General features: G+C 39.9%; 16 protein-coding genes. 5 read left to right on the forward strand and 11 right to left on the reverse strand.

The window, feature by feature from the left end; all coding sequences use genetic code 11:
* Positions 1-140: 140 nt before the first annotated feature.
* The 5 genes from galU to J2Y03_RS23050 form a co-directional block, all read right to left on the reverse strand.
* Positions 141-1,022, reverse strand: a complete 882-nt coding sequence (gene galU, locus J2Y03_RS23030; protein ID WP_310198820.1) for a UTP--glucose-1-phosphate uridylyltransferase GalU — start codon at positions 1,020-1,022, stop codon at positions 141-143.
* Between the two features lie 74 nt (positions 1,023-1,096).
* A complete protein-coding gene (locus tag J2Y03_RS23035) occupies positions 1,097-2,923 on the reverse strand; it encodes a polysaccharide biosynthesis protein (RefSeq protein ID WP_310198822.1) in 1,827 nt (608 codons plus the stop codon).
* Between the two features lie 326 nt (positions 2,924-3,249).
* Positions 3,250-4,014, reverse strand: a complete 765-nt coding sequence (locus J2Y03_RS23040) for a tyrosine-protein phosphatase (RefSeq protein WP_310198825.1) — start codon at positions 4,012-4,014, stop codon at positions 3,250-3,252.
* Between the two features lie 102 nt (positions 4,015-4,116).
* Positions 4,117-4,821, reverse strand: coding sequence for a CpsD/CapB family tyrosine-protein kinase (locus tag J2Y03_RS23045; protein WP_310198827.1), 705 nt, complete (start codon positions 4,819-4,821; stop codon positions 4,117-4,119).
* Entirely contained in the window at positions 4,811-5,563 is a 753-nt protein-coding gene (locus tag J2Y03_RS23050; RefSeq protein ID WP_310198830.1) for a YveK family protein, read from the reverse strand. The genes J2Y03_RS23045 and J2Y03_RS23050 overlap by 11 nt, the downstream gene beginning before the upstream one ends.
* A 390-nt stretch (positions 5,564-5,953) precedes the next feature.
* On the opposite strand from J2Y03_RS23050, the gene J2Y03_RS23055 reads away from it, so the two are divergent.
* Positions 5,954-6,709, forward strand: coding sequence for an SGNH/GDSL hydrolase family protein (locus J2Y03_RS23055; RefSeq protein WP_310198833.1), 756 nt, complete (start codon positions 5,954-5,956; stop codon positions 6,707-6,709).
* Positions 6,710-6,741: 32 nt separating this feature from the next.
* Here J2Y03_RS23055 and J2Y03_RS23060 read toward each other — a convergent pair whose 3' ends face one another.
* A complete protein-coding gene (locus J2Y03_RS23060; RefSeq protein ID WP_165903044.1) occupies positions 6,742-6,897 on the reverse strand; it encodes a hypothetical protein in 156 nt (51 codons plus the stop codon).
* 212 nt (positions 6,898-7,109) lie between these two features.
* Here J2Y03_RS23060 and J2Y03_RS23065 point away from each other — a divergent pair, with 212 nt between their 5' ends.
* Positions 7,110-8,144, forward strand: a complete 1,035-nt coding sequence (locus J2Y03_RS23065) for a C40 family peptidase (protein WP_310198837.1) — start codon at positions 7,110-7,112, stop codon at positions 8,142-8,144.
* 42 nt (positions 8,145-8,186) lie between these two features.
* Here J2Y03_RS23065 and J2Y03_RS23070 read toward each other — a convergent pair whose 3' ends face one another.
* The gene (locus tag J2Y03_RS23070) at positions 8,187-9,854 is read right to left on the reverse strand and encodes a glycosyl hydrolase (protein WP_310198839.1); all 1,668 of its coding nucleotides are present in this window, start codon (positions 9,852-9,854) and stop codon (positions 8,187-8,189) included.
* 429 nt (positions 9,855-10,283) lie between these two features.
* Between J2Y03_RS23070 and J2Y03_RS23075 the strand changes: the two genes are divergently transcribed.
* Both J2Y03_RS23075 and J2Y03_RS23080 read left to right on the forward strand, forming a co-directional pair.
* On the forward strand, positions 10,284-11,546 hold the full coding sequence (locus J2Y03_RS23075; RefSeq protein WP_310198842.1) for a glycosyltransferase family 2 protein: 1,263 nt from the start codon (positions 10,284-10,286) through the stop codon (positions 11,544-11,546).
* Positions 11,547-11,567: 21 nt separating this feature from the next.
* A complete protein-coding gene (locus J2Y03_RS23080) occupies positions 11,568-12,314 on the forward strand; it encodes a WecB/TagA/CpsF family glycosyltransferase (RefSeq protein ID WP_310198845.1) in 747 nt (248 codons plus the stop codon).
* A 299-nt stretch (positions 12,315-12,613) separates the two neighbouring features.
* Here the strand turns inward: J2Y03_RS23080 and J2Y03_RS23085 are convergent, their stop codons facing one another.
* The 3 genes from J2Y03_RS23085 to J2Y03_RS23095 all read right to left on the reverse strand — a co-directional run bounded on the left by J2Y03_RS23085 (position 12,614) and on the right by J2Y03_RS23095 (position 17,226).
* On the reverse strand, positions 12,614-16,033 hold the full coding sequence (locus J2Y03_RS23085; RefSeq protein WP_310198847.1) for an Ig-like domain repeat protein: 3,420 nt from the start codon (positions 16,031-16,033) through the stop codon (positions 12,614-12,616).
* A gap of 247 nt (positions 16,034-16,280) precedes the next feature.
* Entirely contained in the window at positions 16,281-16,808 is a 528-nt protein-coding gene (locus tag J2Y03_RS23090; protein WP_310198849.1) for a hypothetical protein, read from the reverse strand.
* 121 nt (positions 16,809-16,929) lie between these two features.
* A complete protein-coding gene (locus tag J2Y03_RS23095) occupies positions 16,930-17,226 on the reverse strand; it encodes a hypothetical protein (protein ID WP_310198852.1) in 297 nt (98 codons plus the stop codon).
* A 163-nt stretch (positions 17,227-17,389) separates the two neighbouring features.
* Between J2Y03_RS23095 and J2Y03_RS23100 the strand changes: the two genes are divergently transcribed.
* Positions 17,390-17,713 carry a putative quinol monooxygenase gene (locus J2Y03_RS23100; RefSeq protein ID WP_310198854.1) on the forward strand — a complete coding sequence of 108 codons (324 nt, stop codon included), beginning with the start codon at positions 17,390-17,392 and terminating at the stop codon, positions 17,711-17,713.
* Here the strand turns inward: J2Y03_RS23100 and J2Y03_RS23105 are convergent.
* Entirely contained in the window at positions 17,710-18,372 is a 663-nt protein-coding gene (locus J2Y03_RS23105) for an aspartate/glutamate racemase family protein (protein ID WP_310198858.1), read from the reverse strand. The genes J2Y03_RS23100 and J2Y03_RS23105 overlap by 4 nt on opposite strands.
* Positions 18,373-18,385 lie beyond the last annotated feature (13 nt).

An 18,385-nucleotide genomic window follows, 5' to 3' on the forward strand; every position in this document is an offset into this window, starting at 1 on the left:
TTATTTCTTAGTTGATTAGGACTTAATTGGAATGTTAATCTTTTTCCAACTAACTACTAACCCACTAAAAATCACCTTAATAACAGCCCCTGTCCATAAGAAAACAAATCTATGAACAGGGTCTATATAATTTTAAATATTTATTTCACTTTTAATTCATTCATGACTTCATCAAGATAAATAAGTAACTCCGATCTCAATTCCTGATTTTGTAGCGCAAAATCAATAGTCGTCTTCACAAACCCAATCTTCTCACCAACATCATACCTTTTACCCTCAAAATCATAAGCAAACACTCGTTGAATCTGATTCAGCTTCTGGATTGCATCCGTCAATTGAATCTCGCCACCAGCCCCTGCTTGCTGTTTATCCAATAACATAAAAATCTCCGGTGTTAGAATATAACGCCCCATAATCGCCAGATTAGAAGGTGCTGTTCCTGGTGCAGGCTTCTCAACAAAGTTATCAACCTGATATCGACGCCCCTCTTGAACCGAAGGTTCAACAATCCCATACCGATGTGTCTCATTATCCGGAACAGTCTGGACCCCAATCACTGATGAATGAGTTTCTTCATATATATCCATTAATTGTCGTAAACAAGGAGTCTCACTTTGAACAATATCATCACCTAGTAGAACTGCAAATGGCTCATCCCCAATAAAATTACGCGCACACCAAACAGCATGCCCCAAACCTTTCGGTTCTTTTTGACGTATATAATGGATGTCAGCCAAATTGGTTGAGTATCGAACTTTATCTAGTAAATCTAACTTCCCTTTTTCAAGGAGGTTTTGCTCTAACTCTGGTGCAAAGTCAAAATGATCTTCAATTGCCCGTTTACCTTTTCCAGTAACGATGATGATATCTTCAATTCCTGATGCAATCGCTTCTTCGACAATATATTGAATCGTTGGTTTATCAACTATTGGCAGCATTTCTTTTGGCATTGCCTTTGTAACCGGTAAAAATCTAGTTCCCAGCCCTGCAGCTGGAATTATCGCTTTTCGTACCTTTTTCATATTCATTCCCCTTCAAATTCCATTTTATTATCAAACCGAAAGGTTTGTATCTGTTAAACTTTTAATCCACTATCTTATTTCGCTGTAGCCAAAACAGGAGAAAAATCAAACTTATTATTAGCCACCGCAATCAAAGTATCATGCATGTCCACTTCAGACATCTCTAATAATCCATTAATCAACTTACTTAGAGCCTCAGCCTCAAGCACATTCGCCTTCCCAATATGAATCTTAGGAAAAATACTCTCAGGGTGCATTTCATTCTCATTCAGTAGCTCTTCATACATCTTCTCCCCAGGGCGGAGTCCTGTAAAATGTATTCCGATTTCTTCTATTGTATAACCAGAAAGCTTAATCACGTTTTTCGCAAGATCAACAATCTTAACCGGCTCACCCATATCAAGGACAAACACCTCTCCACCGCGTGCTAATGATCCTGCCTGAATCACTAGACGTGAGGCTTCAGGTATCGTCATGAAATATCGTGTCATATCCTGATGTGTAACCGTAACCGGTCCGCCGGCTTGAATTTGCTTTTTAAATAAAGGAATAACACTACCACGACTGCCAAGTACATTTCCAAACCGAACAGCAACGAATTTCGTGGTGCTGTGTTTTGCTAGATTCTGAATAATCATCTCTGCAAAACGTTTCGTTGCTCCCATTACGTTAGGAGGATTCACGGCTTTATCTGAAGAAATTAACACAAATTTACTAACACCGAAGGTATCCGCTGCTTCCGCTACATTCTTAGTACCAAACACATTATTCTTAACGGCTTCTCGAGGATTATATTCCATCAATGGTACATGCTTATGTGCGGCAGCATGATAAACAACAAACGGTCGATGTTGTTCCATTACTTCAAACATTCGATCCCGATCCTGAATATCACCAATCACTGGAACAATCTCAATTTGCTCTTGATAGAGTTTTTTGAGTTCCATATCAATGAGATAAATACTGTTTTCACCATGTCCCACCAAAACAATTTTTCTAGGATTGAACTTGCATATTTGCCTGCAAATTTCCGATCCAATCGAACCGCCTGCACCGGTTACTAACACTGTCTTTCCTGATACATATTCAGAGATACTACCAATATCTAACTCTACAGGATCTCTTCCCAACAAATCCTCAACCTGAATCTCACGGAATTGATTGACGGAAATTTTCCCTGTCATCAAATCCTCAAGCTTCGGAATGATTTGTGTTTTTGCCTTTGTTTTTGCACATTCCTCAAAAATGCGATGTAACTCTTTTTGCGTTAAAGAAGGAATCGCAATCACAATGTTTTCAATTTGGTATTTCTCAACTGTTTGTGCAATACATTCAGAATTACCAACCACCGGTATTCCAAGGATATCTAATTTAAATTTATTTGGATCATCATCGATAAATGCAACAGGCTTTAGGTCGATTTCATGGTTGCTCAGTAACTGTCGTGCCACCATCGTCCCGCCTGAACCCGCACCAATGATCAATGTTTTTTTGATATTCTTTTGTTTGTTCATAATGTTGTCTCGAAACATTCTCCACGAAAACCTTGAACCACCAATTAACAGCACATGTATCATCCAAGTAATCATTAACGCTCTTACATACGTATTATGAAAAACAATCATCTGCATTGCTGATGTCGCTGCAATCGAAAACGTAACTGCTTTAACAATGGCAACGAGCTCACCGACACTCGCATATTGCCAGGCCTTATTATAAAGATGGTAAACGGAAGCAAATAAATGATGGCAGACTAATAAGGTAATCGCCGTAACAGGCAGCATTGGAACCTTAAAAATGTGAATCGTCGGATTTACCGTCCAATAGCTTATGTAAATAGCCGTTAACACAATAATAGAATCCAGAATTGCGAGTGTGGTTAATCTTTTCTTATATGTCACCTGAACATTCCCCCTTTTCTCTTTTATTTCGGTAAACTAAACATTTTTTACAAAAAAATAAATATCTAATGGAAACTCAGTTGTCATGCACCTGGACTTTCATTAGATATTTAATATTTTTTGTGTTTATACAAAATCAGGCATTTAACCCTGCCTCACATCATGCTTTTGACGACAAGCGTCTAAGGATGGTAAGATTCCCCTTCCCTCCCACAGTATGACCGAGTGCTCCATGGATATCGGACAGGGAAGCCTCGCCGTTCAGGTTTTTAAACCTGAAACGATTTATTGTTTTTTACTGTTCATTCTTATCGGCTTAGTAGGTTTTAAAATAGCTTGAATAGCTTTTTCCTTTTTATTCGCTCTGGGTCTTCTTTGTAGACATGCTTACCTTCAATAACGAGGGCAGCATTTTCACTAATATAGTAGACCATTTCGTTTCCATACTTTTTCTCAATAAGATCGAATGCCTCTCTCATTTTAAAGGTACGGTTTACGATATTATGAGCATCTGACGCAATGAAGTGCGTTAAGTTTGCTTCAATTAATTGGAGGGAAAAGTTCTTTATTTTTTTCCCAAAGTCCCCGCAAACACTCGCTGCCGTAATTTGCGTCAACGCACCCTTTTTCACTAATTGATAGAGTATATCTGAACGTTCAATGATTTCCCGATTCCGTTCTGGATGAACAATAACTGGTATCAGTCCTTTCATCTGCAGCTCATAAAACAATTTCTCCGTATACCTTGGTACATGGTTGGAAGGGAATTCTACTAATACATAAGGAGTATGATTAACAGGAAGAATTTCTCCTGCCACATATCCTTCTAGTATTTCCCCATACACCCGTACTTCCTGACCTGGCAGGATCTTCACATCTATATCTTCTTCGCGAAGAAGTTGGTTCAATTCTTCGACTCTATCAAGTATTTGACGCTTAGGATTATCATAGGAGTTATTCAAATGATGCGGCGTTGCCACAATTGTATGTATCCCCTGCTCGACAGCTTTCCTCGCCATGTTGAGGGAATCAGAAAGAGATTGTGCGCCATCATCGACACCAGGCAATATATGACAATGCAAATCAATCATGGACGCACACCTCTTTCCAGTAAATTGTTATTTTTCTCCGACAATATTCATGTTAACACCGTCGAACGCCCTGGTAAAGGGGTGGAATTTGTCGAAAATTAGTTATTTTGCCCCATAATAATAGTAATAATCGTTATCTTTCATTTCCTTATGGTTTAATATGACTCCAACCAATTTGCTTTGAGCATTCACAAGCAATTCCTTTGCCTTTTTTACTTGGTCAATTTCAGTCCTGCCGCTAAAGACAACCAGAATCGAACCATCAACCTTATTGGCGAGAATTTGCGGGTCTGCTACTGCTAATAATGGCGGTGTATCAAATAAGACATAATCAAATTGTTCCTTTGCTTCTTCAATGAATTGTTCCATTGATTTCGAGCTTAATAACTCAGCAGGGTTCGGTGGAATCGGACCACTCGTTAAAATAAATAGATCCTTCTCTTCTGTTTCAAGAACTGTATTAGCAAGTGTAGCTTGCTTTGTCAATACAGTGGTGAATCCAAAAAGGTTATTGACACCAAACGTACGGTGAACGGTTGGCTTACGAAGATCGGCATCGACTAGCAATACTTTCTTCCCTAGCTGAGAAAACACCACGGCAAGGTTTGCTACTGTAGTTGATTTCCCTTCAGCTGGACCAGAAGAAGTTACCATGATGGTTTTAAGTTCCTCATCTACTGAGGAATACTGAATATTAGTCCGAATCGATTTATATTGCTCTGAAATCGGTGACTTTGGGTCAAGCGCTGCAATTAACTTACGGCTTGGATCAGTTGTTTTAAATTTCTTATTTCTCTTAAGCACCAAAATTCTCACCTCTTCCTGCTGCTCTAGTGCCTGCTGCCTTCCGTAGTTTCAACTCTTCCATCTTTTGATCATCTATCTGGGCAATGACACCCAAGATTGGAAGTTCTAAGATTTTTTCAATATCCTGTTCGTTTTTAATCGTATTGTCAAAGTACTCAAGTAAGAACGCTAGTCCAACTGCTGCCATCAACCCAACTACAATCGCAATTGCCACATTCATAACTGGTTGTGGTTTAATCGGAGCCTGATTATCGGTAACCGTAGCTGGTGCAAGAATACTAACATTATCAACGTTCATGATAGATACAATTTCTTTTTGGAACACTTCTACTGTTTTATTTGCAATATCCGCGGCCATATTAGGATCTGGATCTTGGACTGACACATTGACAAGCTGCGAGTCCTTTTGACTGCCAACCGTAATTTTCCCACCTAGTTGATCTGCCGTCATATCAAGACCCAGTTGGACAATTACCTTATCAAGGATGCGTGAACTTTTTATGATTTCATTATAGGTGCTAATTAATTGCAGGTTAGTTTGAACTTCACTAGGACTGTAGAATGATAATTCACTCTTTTCCTGGTTAACGAGTATTTGTGTCGAAGCCTGATAGATTGGGGTAAGAAAAAAGTAACTAATGACGCCGCTGACTAAACCAGCCGTCATAGTAATGAGTATAATCATAACGAGTCGTTTTTTTAATGTCGCTAATAACTCTTTTAAACTAATAGTTTCTTCCATATTGTCCTCCTGTATATGTCGAATCAAAATAAGAGTATTATAACACGAATGAATGTCATGATTTGTCGTATTTTGACGAATGACGCATATATTTTTTTGCCTTTTTTAGTTTTGCTCGATTTTTGTGGAAAATTGTTGTAACTACTGTAATATAAATGATTTTTTGACTAGAGTGCATAACTTGCTAGATTACTTAGGTATTTAGTATTATACTATTTCTAAATCAAATTACCTGCTTTTTGCAAAAAAAACTTTGTAGGAATTTGTAAATTACCTAAACAATAATAACATGTTTTTTGTAAGATAATGTAGATTTTCTATAAATGGAAGTAATTTCATTGTTAAATTATTGATATAATATATAGAAGAAAAATAGTTGGGGGTAACAGAATGAAGTATTTTCTCACAGCCGTTTGGGGCATTGTATGTGTAAGTGTGCTTGCATATGGACATATCCATTGGAATCAGCAAACAGCTGTAAAAGCTGTTCAACCTGTTTTAACTCAAGAGTCTAATCAAATAGAGGGTGAACTTTATTTGGAGCTGGCTGCGAATTGGCCGGACACAGCAAAACAACAACTAAAGCTAGCATTGGAGGCCGAAAAGCCCTTTAAGATTCTCTTTGTCGGTTCTACCGATATGGAATGGGAGAAAACTGTCACACAAAGTCTTGAGGATAGCTTTGGCCGTGATAAGATAAGTACTGCACACTATACATACGATCAAACTACAAAAGATATTGTCGCTGAAAATAAGCAGCTTGAGTTTGCCGCCGAAAAAGCACAACTTGTCGTCATTGAGCCGTTTCTATTTAACGACAATGGTAAAGTGAAAATTGATGTCACATTAGCCAATGTAACCAAAATAATAGAAGACATGAAAGCTGCTAACCCAGAAACCACCTTTATTTTGCAGCCATCTTATCCTATTTATCTTCCTAATTATTATTCTGTCCAAGTGGAAGCTTTAAAGGAATTTGCTGGAGAAAACAACCTACACTATCTTGACCACTGGACTGCGTGGCCAGCCACAGATAACCCTGAAATCAAGGACTATTACGTAGAAAATAGTGGTCCAAACGAAAAAGGCTACCAAGTTTGGGCACAGTTCCTTGTTGATTATTTTGTAAACAAAAAGGCAAACTAGGTTTATTCCTAGGTTGCCTTTTTTTCTATATATTATTGAACCTTTAGCTTTAAAAGGTCGACTTTCAAATCTTCAAGTAGCTGCTGAACTGTCATACCATGTTCACTTTTCCCACGATCATAGGCCTTTTTAACAATGACAGAGAATTCGATAGAAGAAAACTCTTCCTCGTGTTTCTTTTTTTCCATTAGTCAACTTTCACCCCTCTTCGAGTCTTTTTGCTAATTCTACTAAACTTCTTCCTATTTGTAAATAAATTGTCAGAATTTGAGTTTTGGATAATTTGTGTATTTTAACTATATGTATAATTAAATCGTTTATTATAACTTTTATACCCGATTAGATGGTGATTTGTGGTAGAATATGTTTAAAATACCAGAATATTAGAGGTGATCTGAGGATGAAAAAGACGATTGTTCGCAGTGTTTCGACTGCGGCACTGCTTTCGACTGTTTTTGCAGGTTCCGCGTATGCCAGCAACTATACAGTGCAAAAGGGAGACACATTAACAAAAATTGCCTCAAAATATCAAACAACCGTACCCAAAATTAAGGAATTAAACGGGTTAACATCGGATAGGATTTACGCCAATCAAACCCTTACGGTTACAGCTGACGAACCCATCCAACCTGAAGTAACGACGCCCGCACCAGTACCTGCACCTACTTCAACTAGTGATTACGTAGTTGTAAGCGGTGATTACCTTGGCAAAATCGCCAAGCAATTTAACACTACTGTTTCGGAGTTGAAATCTCTTAATGGGTTAACAACAGACATGATCTATGCTGGACAAACGCTGAAGGTTTCAGGCAACGCAACTCCGGTCACACCACCACCTGCAGTGGCTCCGAGTACACCACCAGCTGATTCTTCAGTTACTTCTGAATACACAGTAGTAAGCGGTGATACGTTAAGTAGAATTGGCTTAAATTATAATATGACCGTTCAAGCATTAAAGAGTCTTAACGGTTTAAATTCGGATAGGATTTATGTAGGTCAGAAATTAAAGCTTACGGCACAGGTGTCAAGTACTCCTTCAGTGCCACAGACACCACCAGCACCAACAGGTGACTTTGCAGCGTCACTTGTCAATGCGGCAAACAGTGTCATGGGCGTTCCTTATGCATGGGGTGGGTCCTCATTAAATGGCTTTGATTGCAGCGGCTTCATTCACTACGCGGCAAATCAAGCAGGCAAGAAAATCGGGCGCTATTCAGCAGAAGGCTACTACAGCCGTACCTTCTATGTCGACCAGCCACAGCCAGGCGACCTTGTGTTTTTTGAAAATACATATAAAAAAGGCATTTCCCATGTCGGTATCTATCTTGGCGACAACCAATTTATCCATGCTGATGAGAAAAAGGGCATTTCGGTTGCAAATCTATCGAACCCTTACTACACGGCGCATTTTGATGGATTTAAACGATTCTACTAATCTTCTCATACTAAAAAGCCAGGCTAATTCTTGCCTGGCTTTTTAGTTTGTCTCTTGAATTTTTTTTATAACAGAAGAACGATTCATTCCGTTTTGAAAGGCTGCTAAGCTTGCCGGCGACGTATTAATTCGTAAATCAAACGGAGGATGGGTCTCATCAAACCATACCACCATTTTGATAGTTGGATACTTTGTTGAAAGGTCATTGAACATTTGCGTTATCCATTCAGCTTTATTACCACCTTCCTCAACAGCACCCACTTCACCGATGATTAGAGGCTTATTGTAATAGGAACGTGAATAATCCCAATAAAGACCCTCATACAGCTGTTCAAAACTTAAATATTCCTTCCATTTGGATTTCCCAAAATTGTAGGAAGTCATAGCTACAAAGTCAACCACCTTATCCCCTGGATAAAACATGGCTGCTTCATTCCATTGATAGTAGGGGGACGATACATGGTTGGGGTTCCAAACAATATAAGCATTTGACGCACCCGCCGCCTTAAAGACATTCACAATGTGGGTAAAGGCCAACTTGTATAAGTCAGGGTCATTAAAATAATGAAGCGAAGACCATTCCGACCATTTCCCATTCATTTCATTCCCTGGTCTTATGAGCACTGGCGAACCTGCTGACTTTATTTGTTTTGCCCACTTTTCTAATTTTGTATCATAGCTGCCGTTTAGAATGTTTTTTACGACTTCCTGGTTGTCTTTCCGATTCTCTTCTTGATATAGAAATGTAATCATTGGCACCCTGTTTTTATCCACCAATTCCTGTGTATACGGATCATAATCTGAATTAATTGCCTTATAAAACATTTGCAATCCAATGTTTTGTTTGATGGAAGCTTCCAATTTATCGATATCATAAGAGTTTGGTGTATAGATTCCCATCATAAAGGTGTTCTTAGGAATGTATAAAGTCTTCTTCTCATGTCTTAGCGTTAGATCGTTCATCTGGATATTGGTTTTTATTTTGGCGTTCAAATCAAAATCACCAATCGGCTTTGTTGAAAAACTGTTTAGTAAGGTGTTCAACTCGGTTTTTTTGTTTTGAAATTCTGCTTCATTTGATTTTAATTGGAAGGTGTACACAAAATTATTTTTCGTAATGAAATAATAACTATAATAGTTCATGTCGTTTTCAATACCGGTAATCATCTCTCGGGTATAATCTACATTCTGAATGGTTAGATTCCCCAGCCTCCATTTGTTGTCTGCAATAATAAAGGGTGAAACTGACTCTATTGTTTCACTGATATACCCCTGTGGCGTCGTCCAACTTTTATCAACATTTTGAACGGTGATATCTAAGCGAAAATTATCTGAGAAGAAACGAGTATAATAAGGAACTTGATGATGATCTACCTTCCAATCAGCCGGGTATTCAAAAGTATAGCCATAAACGTTATTGAGGTAATGGTTGAAAGAATCATCGTGTGGAGTTATTTGGTCTAAACCGTCAGGATAACTCGATAAACTTTCTGCTTCATTTTTCCAAAGTGCCGGTCCACTCGTTGGAATCGGTTCGTATGTATTTTCAATGGTTTCTTTTTTATCTACCGTGATACTTTTGTTCTCTTCAGGTTTACTTATTTCCGCAGTGTCCTCTACTAATGGATCCTTGTCGAACAGCACATATGTAATGACAGCCCCCGTCAGCATGAAAGCAAGTAGACTTCCTAGTAATACTTTTCTCTTCATCCACTCTATCCCCCACTCGCAAACCTTCCCACTATCATTTTATCTTACCATACCAAATTGAGATTCTCTTTTTATAAAAAGCCTCAATTACCGGACTTTTTCACCCTTTATCTACATATTACTACTATAACCGCAGTAACAATTCGACAATTTGGAATTTTCTGATTTATAGGTCTTTTTTCATGCTATAATACCTTAAATCAACCAAATATTTCAAGTTTTTACCAAGAAAAGAGGAAGCGCCCTGGTCAGCGGCGTATGGCCTGGAGCGCTCCAACTGAGATAAAGGAAACACGGAGAGCCGGAGGCGATTCGATGTTGACTTATCGTAGGGCGGAGTGCGAAGGACACTAGCCGCTAGGGCGCTGGAGCTGGACAGTAATCTAAGTTCAAAAACTTATACTTTTCTTTTTAAAAAAGGAGGCAGCAATGATTATGATTTTAGAGAATACATTCCTATTTATTCAATTTATTCTATTATTCTTTTGGGCCTATTGGATGATTATTAGTCTTTTTGGATTTGGTAAGGCGAAAAAGATACGAGACAAAAAGCCCCAGAAGCGATTTGTGCTGCTTATACCTGCCCATAACGAGGAAAAGGTTGTAGGTAATTTGGTAGAAAATCTCTTACATTTAGATTATCCAAAAAAGCTTTATGATGTCTATGTCATTGCTGATAATTGTACGGATAATACCGCGAAAATTAGTAGAGAGCTTGGTGCCGGGGTCATCGAGCATTTTAGTCTGCCAGGTGAATTAAGAGGAAAACCGTATGGGATTAAATATGCCTTAGATGTTATTGGCGATGATTTAACGAAGAAATATGATGGAGTCGCCATTTTTGACGCCGATAATTTAGTGACCACGAACTATTTAAAAGAAATGAATAACCATTTACTAAAGGGTGATCGCTTAATCCAATGTTATTTAGATTCAAAGAATCCAAATGATAATTGGGTCACCTTATCCTACGCTACTAGTTACTATTATATGAATCGTTCTTGGCAGTTAGCTAAGTCGAGACTGGGCCTCGGTAATGCGATTGGCGGAACTGGTTTCTGTGTTGACACCCATCTTTTGGAAAGTGTTGGCTGGACGGCCCGCTCCTTAACAGAGGATTTAGAGTTTACGATGCAGTGCCTGCTTAGAGGAATTCCTGCGAAATGGTGTCATCATGCTCGAGTGTATGATGAAAAACCGGAGGGCTTCATATCTTCCTGTATCCAAAGGTTACGATGGGCACGCGGTCATTGGGACGTTTGTTTTAAATATTCACTCCCCTTATTATGGCGCTCGATTCGGAAGTTAGATATTCGTGCGTTAGACGGTGTGATGTATCTATTAAACCCTGGGAAAATCATCTTAGCCTCCCTAACAAGTGTTATGCTGATTGTTTCTTACTTTTCAGATTCGCTTGGAATTCATCATGTAAGTATGCCCGTCTGGTTATGGCTCGTTTTCTTAGTTTATAACTTCCTCTATGTTGCCATTGCAACCGCCTATGATTCAGCAAAAAGAATCAACAAAGTCAAAGCCATTCTCAGCCTGCTTATTTTCAATTACAGCTATGTCCCGCTCTTTATTTGGGCATTTATCACCTCTCAGAATAAAACATGGGTGCGCACCGATCATTCTAAAAATGTTTCTTTAGAAGACATGCATCTGAAAAAGAGCTACGAGAATATTTCATAGCAATAGTTTGGAGTGATGGTAATGTTTAGTGATCTGTACAACCATTCTTTCCGCCATTTACTGACTGAATTACACGACAGAATCACTCGTGAACAAAAGACCTTCCTTGTAACCATAAATCCTGTCATCTATATGCAAGGAAAGAAGGATCCCCATTATAATGAAATTGTTCATCATGCTGATTATATTACCCCTGATGGAATTGGAATTGTTAAGGCCTGCCAGCTGCTCCGCATGCCAGTAAAGGAGAGAATTACCGGGTTTGACCTCATGAACGAACTGCTTCATTTGGGGAATCAACATGGGTGGAAGGTTTATTTACTAGGTTCCGATTCTAGTATTGTTTCTAAAACGAGTGAGACTATTATCGATCAATATCCTGACCTCGTGATGGCGGGCTATCATCATGGTTATTTTTCAAATGATGATCAAATTATCGATGAAATCCAGGAAAGCCAGCCTGATTTAATTTTTGTCGCCATGGGCTGTCCAAGGCAGGAAAAATGGATTCATGACCATTTAGGCAAATTTGAGAAGGGCGTTTTTATAGGAGTGGGCGGAAGCTTCGATGTAATGGCCGGAGAGGACAAGCGCGCTCCCCAGCAATGGATTGACATGAATATCGAATGGCTCTACCGAATCGTAAAAAAACCTCGTAGAATCCTTTTGATACCTACATTAATCTTGTATGTAGTTGAGGTAGTGAAGGAGTTGGCTGCTATGAATAGTGTGGTGGCTAAACGGAAGGTTGTGCAGAAAAAGGGGTAATGGCAGTATCTATAAAAGGCGGAAACTCTTCTTGTGGTTTCTACCTTTTTTTGTTTTACCAGTGTTGTTCGGGCTCTCATCCAGCACTTCTGCATTGACCCAAACCCCTATTTCAACCAGCTTTCGATCTCGCCAGCATCTCTGCATTGACCCAACCCACTATTTCAACCAACTTTCTGTCACTCCGACTGTTCCCGCTTATTTTTACATTGTACAGGCTCTCATCAACACATTCTATTTTTCATCCATTTAAAAGAGAAAAGCCGAATCCATTTGTGTGGATTCGGCTTTTTTTACTTTTACAATGATAATTTTGCCTGTGCTGCTGCTTTAATGTCCGCTGGTACGCCTGTTGTATTGACGAGTAAGGTATAGGCATGTAAGGCCTCTTCTTCGTTCATGGTCGCCGCTGCATCCAATAATGCTTGGGCTGCTGTGTTCATGAGAGCTTGCACCTCTGGACGAGTATTGCCTGCCGCAATGGCTAGGCCTGTGTAGTGCACCGCATTGTAATTGCTGCCATTCTCAAAGTACCAAGCACCTTCTAAATAGCTCACTTCAGATGCTAATTTCGCTCCAGCAGCTTCTTTGATTGCCGTTGGCACACCTGTTGTAGTGAGGAGTAGGTTATAGTCATTTTCTGCCTCCACTGCGCTCTTGGCACCAGCTGCATCCAATAACGCTTGGGCTGCTCTGTTCATGAGAGCTTGCACCTCTGAACGGGTATTGCCATTGCTAATGGCTGCGCCAGCAAAGTGCACCGCATTGTAATAGTTGCCATTCTCAAAGTACCAAGCACCTTCCAAATAGCTCACTTCTGCAGTTAATTTCGCTTGTGCCGCTTCTTTAATGGCAGTTGGGGCACCTGTCGTTGAGACCAGTAGCAGATACGCGTTTTGTGCCTGCGCTGCGCTCATGTTTGGAGCTGCCTCCAATAATGCTTGTGCTGCTCTATTCATGAAATCCTGTACTTTTGGTTGTGTAGCGCCTTCGGCAATGGCTGCGCTAGCGTAATGCACCGCATTATAGTAGTTGCTATTGTCATAATAGAAAACCGCTTCGACATAATTTGGTGAGTTCACCGGTGTTAATTTCGCTTCTGCTGCAGCCTTAATGGCGATTGGCACACCTGTTGTTGCTGCAAGTAGGTTATACGCATTTTCTGCATCCGTTGCGCTCATCGTCGCCGCTGCGTCAAATAATGCCTGTGCAGCGCTGTTTAACAATTCTTGGACTTCTGGACGTGTATCGCCTTGTGCAACAGCAGCTCCAGCATAATGGACCGCATTATAGAAATTACCATTTCCATTGTACCAAAGCGCGTCTGCATAATCTGGAGAGTTCACTTCAGGTGTTAATTTTGCTTGGGCTGCCTCTTTAATTGCGGTTGGCACACCTGTTGTTGCTGCGAGTAGATGATAGACATTTTCAGCATCTGCAGTGCTCATACTAGCAGCACCGTCAAACAATGCTTGGGCTGTATCGTTCATGAATTCAATGACTTCTGGGCGTTGATCTCCCTCACTAATTGCAGCACCTGCGAAGTATACTGCATTATAGAGGTTGTTATTTTGATAGTACCATAGAGCTACATCATATTGTGCCGATTCCACCACCGGCTCTATAATGGTCAACTTTTCATCGATGGTTGCAGTGACCCAGTTCCCTGCATCGTCCTCAACATCTAAACTTAAGGAATACGTACCCAATCCAGCGTGTGCTGGAATGACATAATCTGCTGTCCATACATTGTTTGCCCCGCTAGCCGTTAAGTCAATTACCGTTTTACTTGAATCAGAATCATTAAACAAATAGACAGTAGCAGATTTAATAGCTGATTTGTCATCCACGATCGTTGCTTCAAAGTGCACGGTCTCTCCTGCCTTAGCAGTCCCTGGAGTCATCACTAATCTTTCTACAACCGGTGCTGTAAAATCTCCATTAGGGTTATGAACTGTGAAAACAGCATCAGTGAATTCTACGGATTGATTTCCCTTCAAGTCTACCGCTTCTACATAATTAATCTTAATGACTTCTCCGTCAGGAACATTCTTTGGAACAGTGATTGTTCCTATCCATTTAGAAAGGGTACTGTCATAGGTTAAAGCAACACTTTGATATTCATAGTAGTAAGCTGTAACAGAAGCAACACCCGACTCTGTATCATTAACCATTGCTGAAATAGTGACCGTCTCTCCTGCATTCACCTCTGTTATATCGAGCTCAACCGCTGAAATGACAGGTGCTGTATAATCACCTTCAGGATTCACTACTGTAAAGCCGCCCGCTGCATTTTCAAAGGCTAAATTAAACGATGTATCATAGGCGGCAATACTTACTGAATAGAATCCTGGTACGGTTGTTTCTTTTACCAAGAGGCTTCCCGTCCACTGTCCTGTTCCTTCATCGTAACTCATATTAACAAATTGAGAACCTTCTTGACTGTAAAAAGTAGCTCTGACAGAATCCACCCCAACAATATCAGTGACATTGGCTGTAACCGTGACACTTTGACCAATCTGGACTTCTCCTTGTGTCACCTGTACATTTGAAATAACTGGAGCGTCAAAATCACCATTATTGTTACTAACATCAAAGGCTCCAAAAATTTCTTTGAACCCGCTGTTTCCTGCTTTATCTGTGGAATGAATGACGACATTCCACACTCCAGATTGGAAACCGGATTCAATGTCTAAATTAACGACCCATTCTTTTGTGTTTGGATCAAGATTCATGTGACGAAGATAGATTTCATTCGGGTTGTCTATATGTGAAAATTCAGCATAGACGGAGCTTACACCCGATTGCCCATCACTCACTGGAACCGATAGCGTAACACTCTCACCTGGAGAGGCAGATTTTGGTGTAATGACTGGTTCTCCAATCACAGGGTCTAGATAGTCACCAAGAGGATTGGTTAATACTAATTCTTCCTCTAGTGTAACCCAATCAAAGTTACCTGCTGTATCAAACATATCAATATCGAAATACCATTTACCCGATTGATCGCTATTGCTAAAAGTATGGCTGCCTACCCACTCACCCGTCGTTTTATCTAAGGTTAGAGGTACATAATAATAACCCGTACTATCTGCCGTGTATACAGCTGCAAACACGGAATCAACCTCATTATTATCTGTCACTTTGGCACGAATGGTGACTTCTTGATTAGCACCTACAGCTAGAGGAGTGATGGATCTTGATACTAGTGTTGGCGCTTCTACATCACCGCCATTTGGATTAACCACTTGAACGGTATCATTGTCGTCACCATAGGTATAATTTCCTGAAGCGTCATACAAATCAAAATCTATTGTCCAGGTACCTTCTAAGTCCAAATCTGTGATAGTATATGTACCTTTCCATTCCCCTGTCGCGGGATCACGTTCTAAGGGAAGGATTTTGTACCCATTTCCATTTGGTAGATTCAAATAAGCCTTTACCGTTGCCACACCACTTACATCATCAGAAACTTGAGCCGTTATCGTAATGGTTTCGCCTACCGCGGCTGTTGTTGGACTGACGGTTGCACGATCCAGGACAGGTCCGAAGAAATCTTCTGCCAATGCTACAGTAGAAGTAGATTCTACTGCTGCTTTTACTTGACTCACCACTTTTATTGATTGCGGAACTACTGCTCCATTGGTCTCTGCCAATACACCGCCCGGGAGAGCCATTGATAAGCACAAAACACTAATAATGATGGTTCTTTTCCTCAAACTTAACCCTCCTTATTCTCTAGCCTCTACTTAACTAGTATCCTCCTTTACTACTATGTATAGGGATTATATACTATTTTAGAACGCTATACTATATAGTTTACTAAATATTCCATATAATCCTAATATATTGAATATTACGACATTTATTCTTTGTTATCGACAGCAGTGATAAAGATTTCATTATCAACAGCAGTAAAAAGGGATTGCCTCTCACCGCGTATAGAGAGCGAAAACCTACTAAGCTCTAAGAAAGTTTCTTCAATTCACTAATCACTTTTTCAATCCGTTTTTCTTTTTGAATTCGATACAATTCGAAATACTCATCCCCTATATGATTATTCAGATCCTTTGAGATAACCTCTTTTTGCATGCTGGAAATGATACTATCAACCTGTGTCTTTGTGCTTTGCTCATAATCGTTATAGATGGCAAGATACTTCCCTTCTAATCTCGAAACATCCTGATTTCTTTCCTTCTTCGCATTAAACTCCTTTTCAGCCTGCTTAATTAATTCCGCAAGTCTTTTATCCGCCACTTCATTTACTTTTTCCCATTCCGGTTTATACATTCTCTTAATCTCATCAATAACTTCTTCTTGCTTTTTAACCTCTGGACCTGAAAGATTCGTTTTATTAACTACCTGATTGACTACTATGTTCTCTCCAGAAGATTCTACAGCACTATGTTCTTTATTTTCCTTATTGAACACTAGTAACATGGTGGTTCCAATCCCAACCACGGCAACGGCAGATATAATCCAATACTTTTTCATTCATTTCACTCCATTTATACCGTTTTATACGCTGATAAACCTATTAATGGGTTTCTTTCATTCTATGAGGTTGTATAACGAGGTATTGCTTCATGATGGATGAAGTATGTATCAGTTGAACTTAAACGAACCCCTTACATAACAGTACCCTTATTATATAGTAGTTATCACCTAAAATAGAATCCATTAAATGGGACTTTCGATATACAAAAAGCGCGCTTATTCTCCGATAATATCGCCCTTTTACAACAAATATACAGTTCATATGAAGGTTCATGTAGAATGATGGATTTCGTTCGAGTGGTTTCGACTGCTGCACCTGCATTTGGCAAGTAAATGCATAGTGGAGCCATTTGCTTGCGGCTGCTTGTTGTTCTTTTATCAACTTATCTAAAGCTTCGCGATGAGCACTACTCATGAGGGATCCCTGCCTTGATTATATTTTCCATCTTAATTTACCCAATATTTTTTTGGAAAATTGGAATGAGAACATATTTTCTTTTGAAAGCCAGAAAAAGGTTATCAAACAGGATTTATGGTTATGAAAGTAGAATGGTACCTAAAACGAGGAGGAATGAAACGTGGAGAAGTTTGGAATATACGGTAAGTTGATTGCAAAAGAAGGCGAACGGGAACAGCTGGCGACGATTTTGTTAGAAGCTGCTGAATCAATGCAAAATCTTGATAATTGCGAATTATATCTGGTGAGTGTGGCATCTGATGACCCAAATTCTGTCTATGTTTACGAGGTTTGGAGCAGTGAGAGTGCTCATCAAGGTTCATTGTCCCTGGAATCCACAAAAACCCTCATTCAGCGTGCGAAGCCTATACTTGCGGGAATGGAAAGGATATCGACTCTTATTCCTAGAGGTGGCAAAGGGATGAAATGCGGAAGCAGAGACTAAATCTGTTCCGCAAATTGTTTCACGATAGACGAGACTAGCGTATCTAATGGATTGATGATGGTCATAGAAGTCTCCTGCTCAACTTGCTGTGCTGCTGCCACCATCGAGAGCTGTGCGACAGAAACAACCCTCTGCTGATTGCGTACAAGTTTTTCCAACGCATTGGACACTTCATGTACGTACTCCTCTTTCTGCCCGCGCATGATTAAATCAAATGTATTCTCGAGGACGATCACCTCGATATCAAGCGTTTTCTGATGGAGATTTGCCAATTGCTGCAGCCGATTCATCGTACCTGCTACCGTATCAGGGTTGGTAAACACGATGGTTTGTGGCTCCTGAATCTCGCAAATGGCTTCAAAATAAGGTTCATCCATCTTAATGATCGGAACGCTGGGCTGTTCCTCTTTTAATAGTGCAATATAGTTTGTACACGTGATGAGGATGGCGTCCACACCACTTTGTGCAATCCATTCTACTTGATCCTTGACTTTCTTTTCCGCTGCACCGGCCGTGAAACTTGAATCGTTGGTCACCCGCTGCATTAATCCCGGGTCAACGAAATGACTTAATTCGATATCATAGGATGAAAGTGCGCTCTCGATATAGTCAATATTCGAATAATGCGCATGCAGGCAGCCGACTTTTTTCTTCAACATCCTCACTCCTCTA

This window comes from Neobacillus niacini (genome assembly GCF_031457145.1).
GTDB classification, from domain to species: Bacteria; Bacillota; Bacilli; order Bacillales; family Cytobacillaceae; genus Neobacillus; species Neobacillus niacini_J.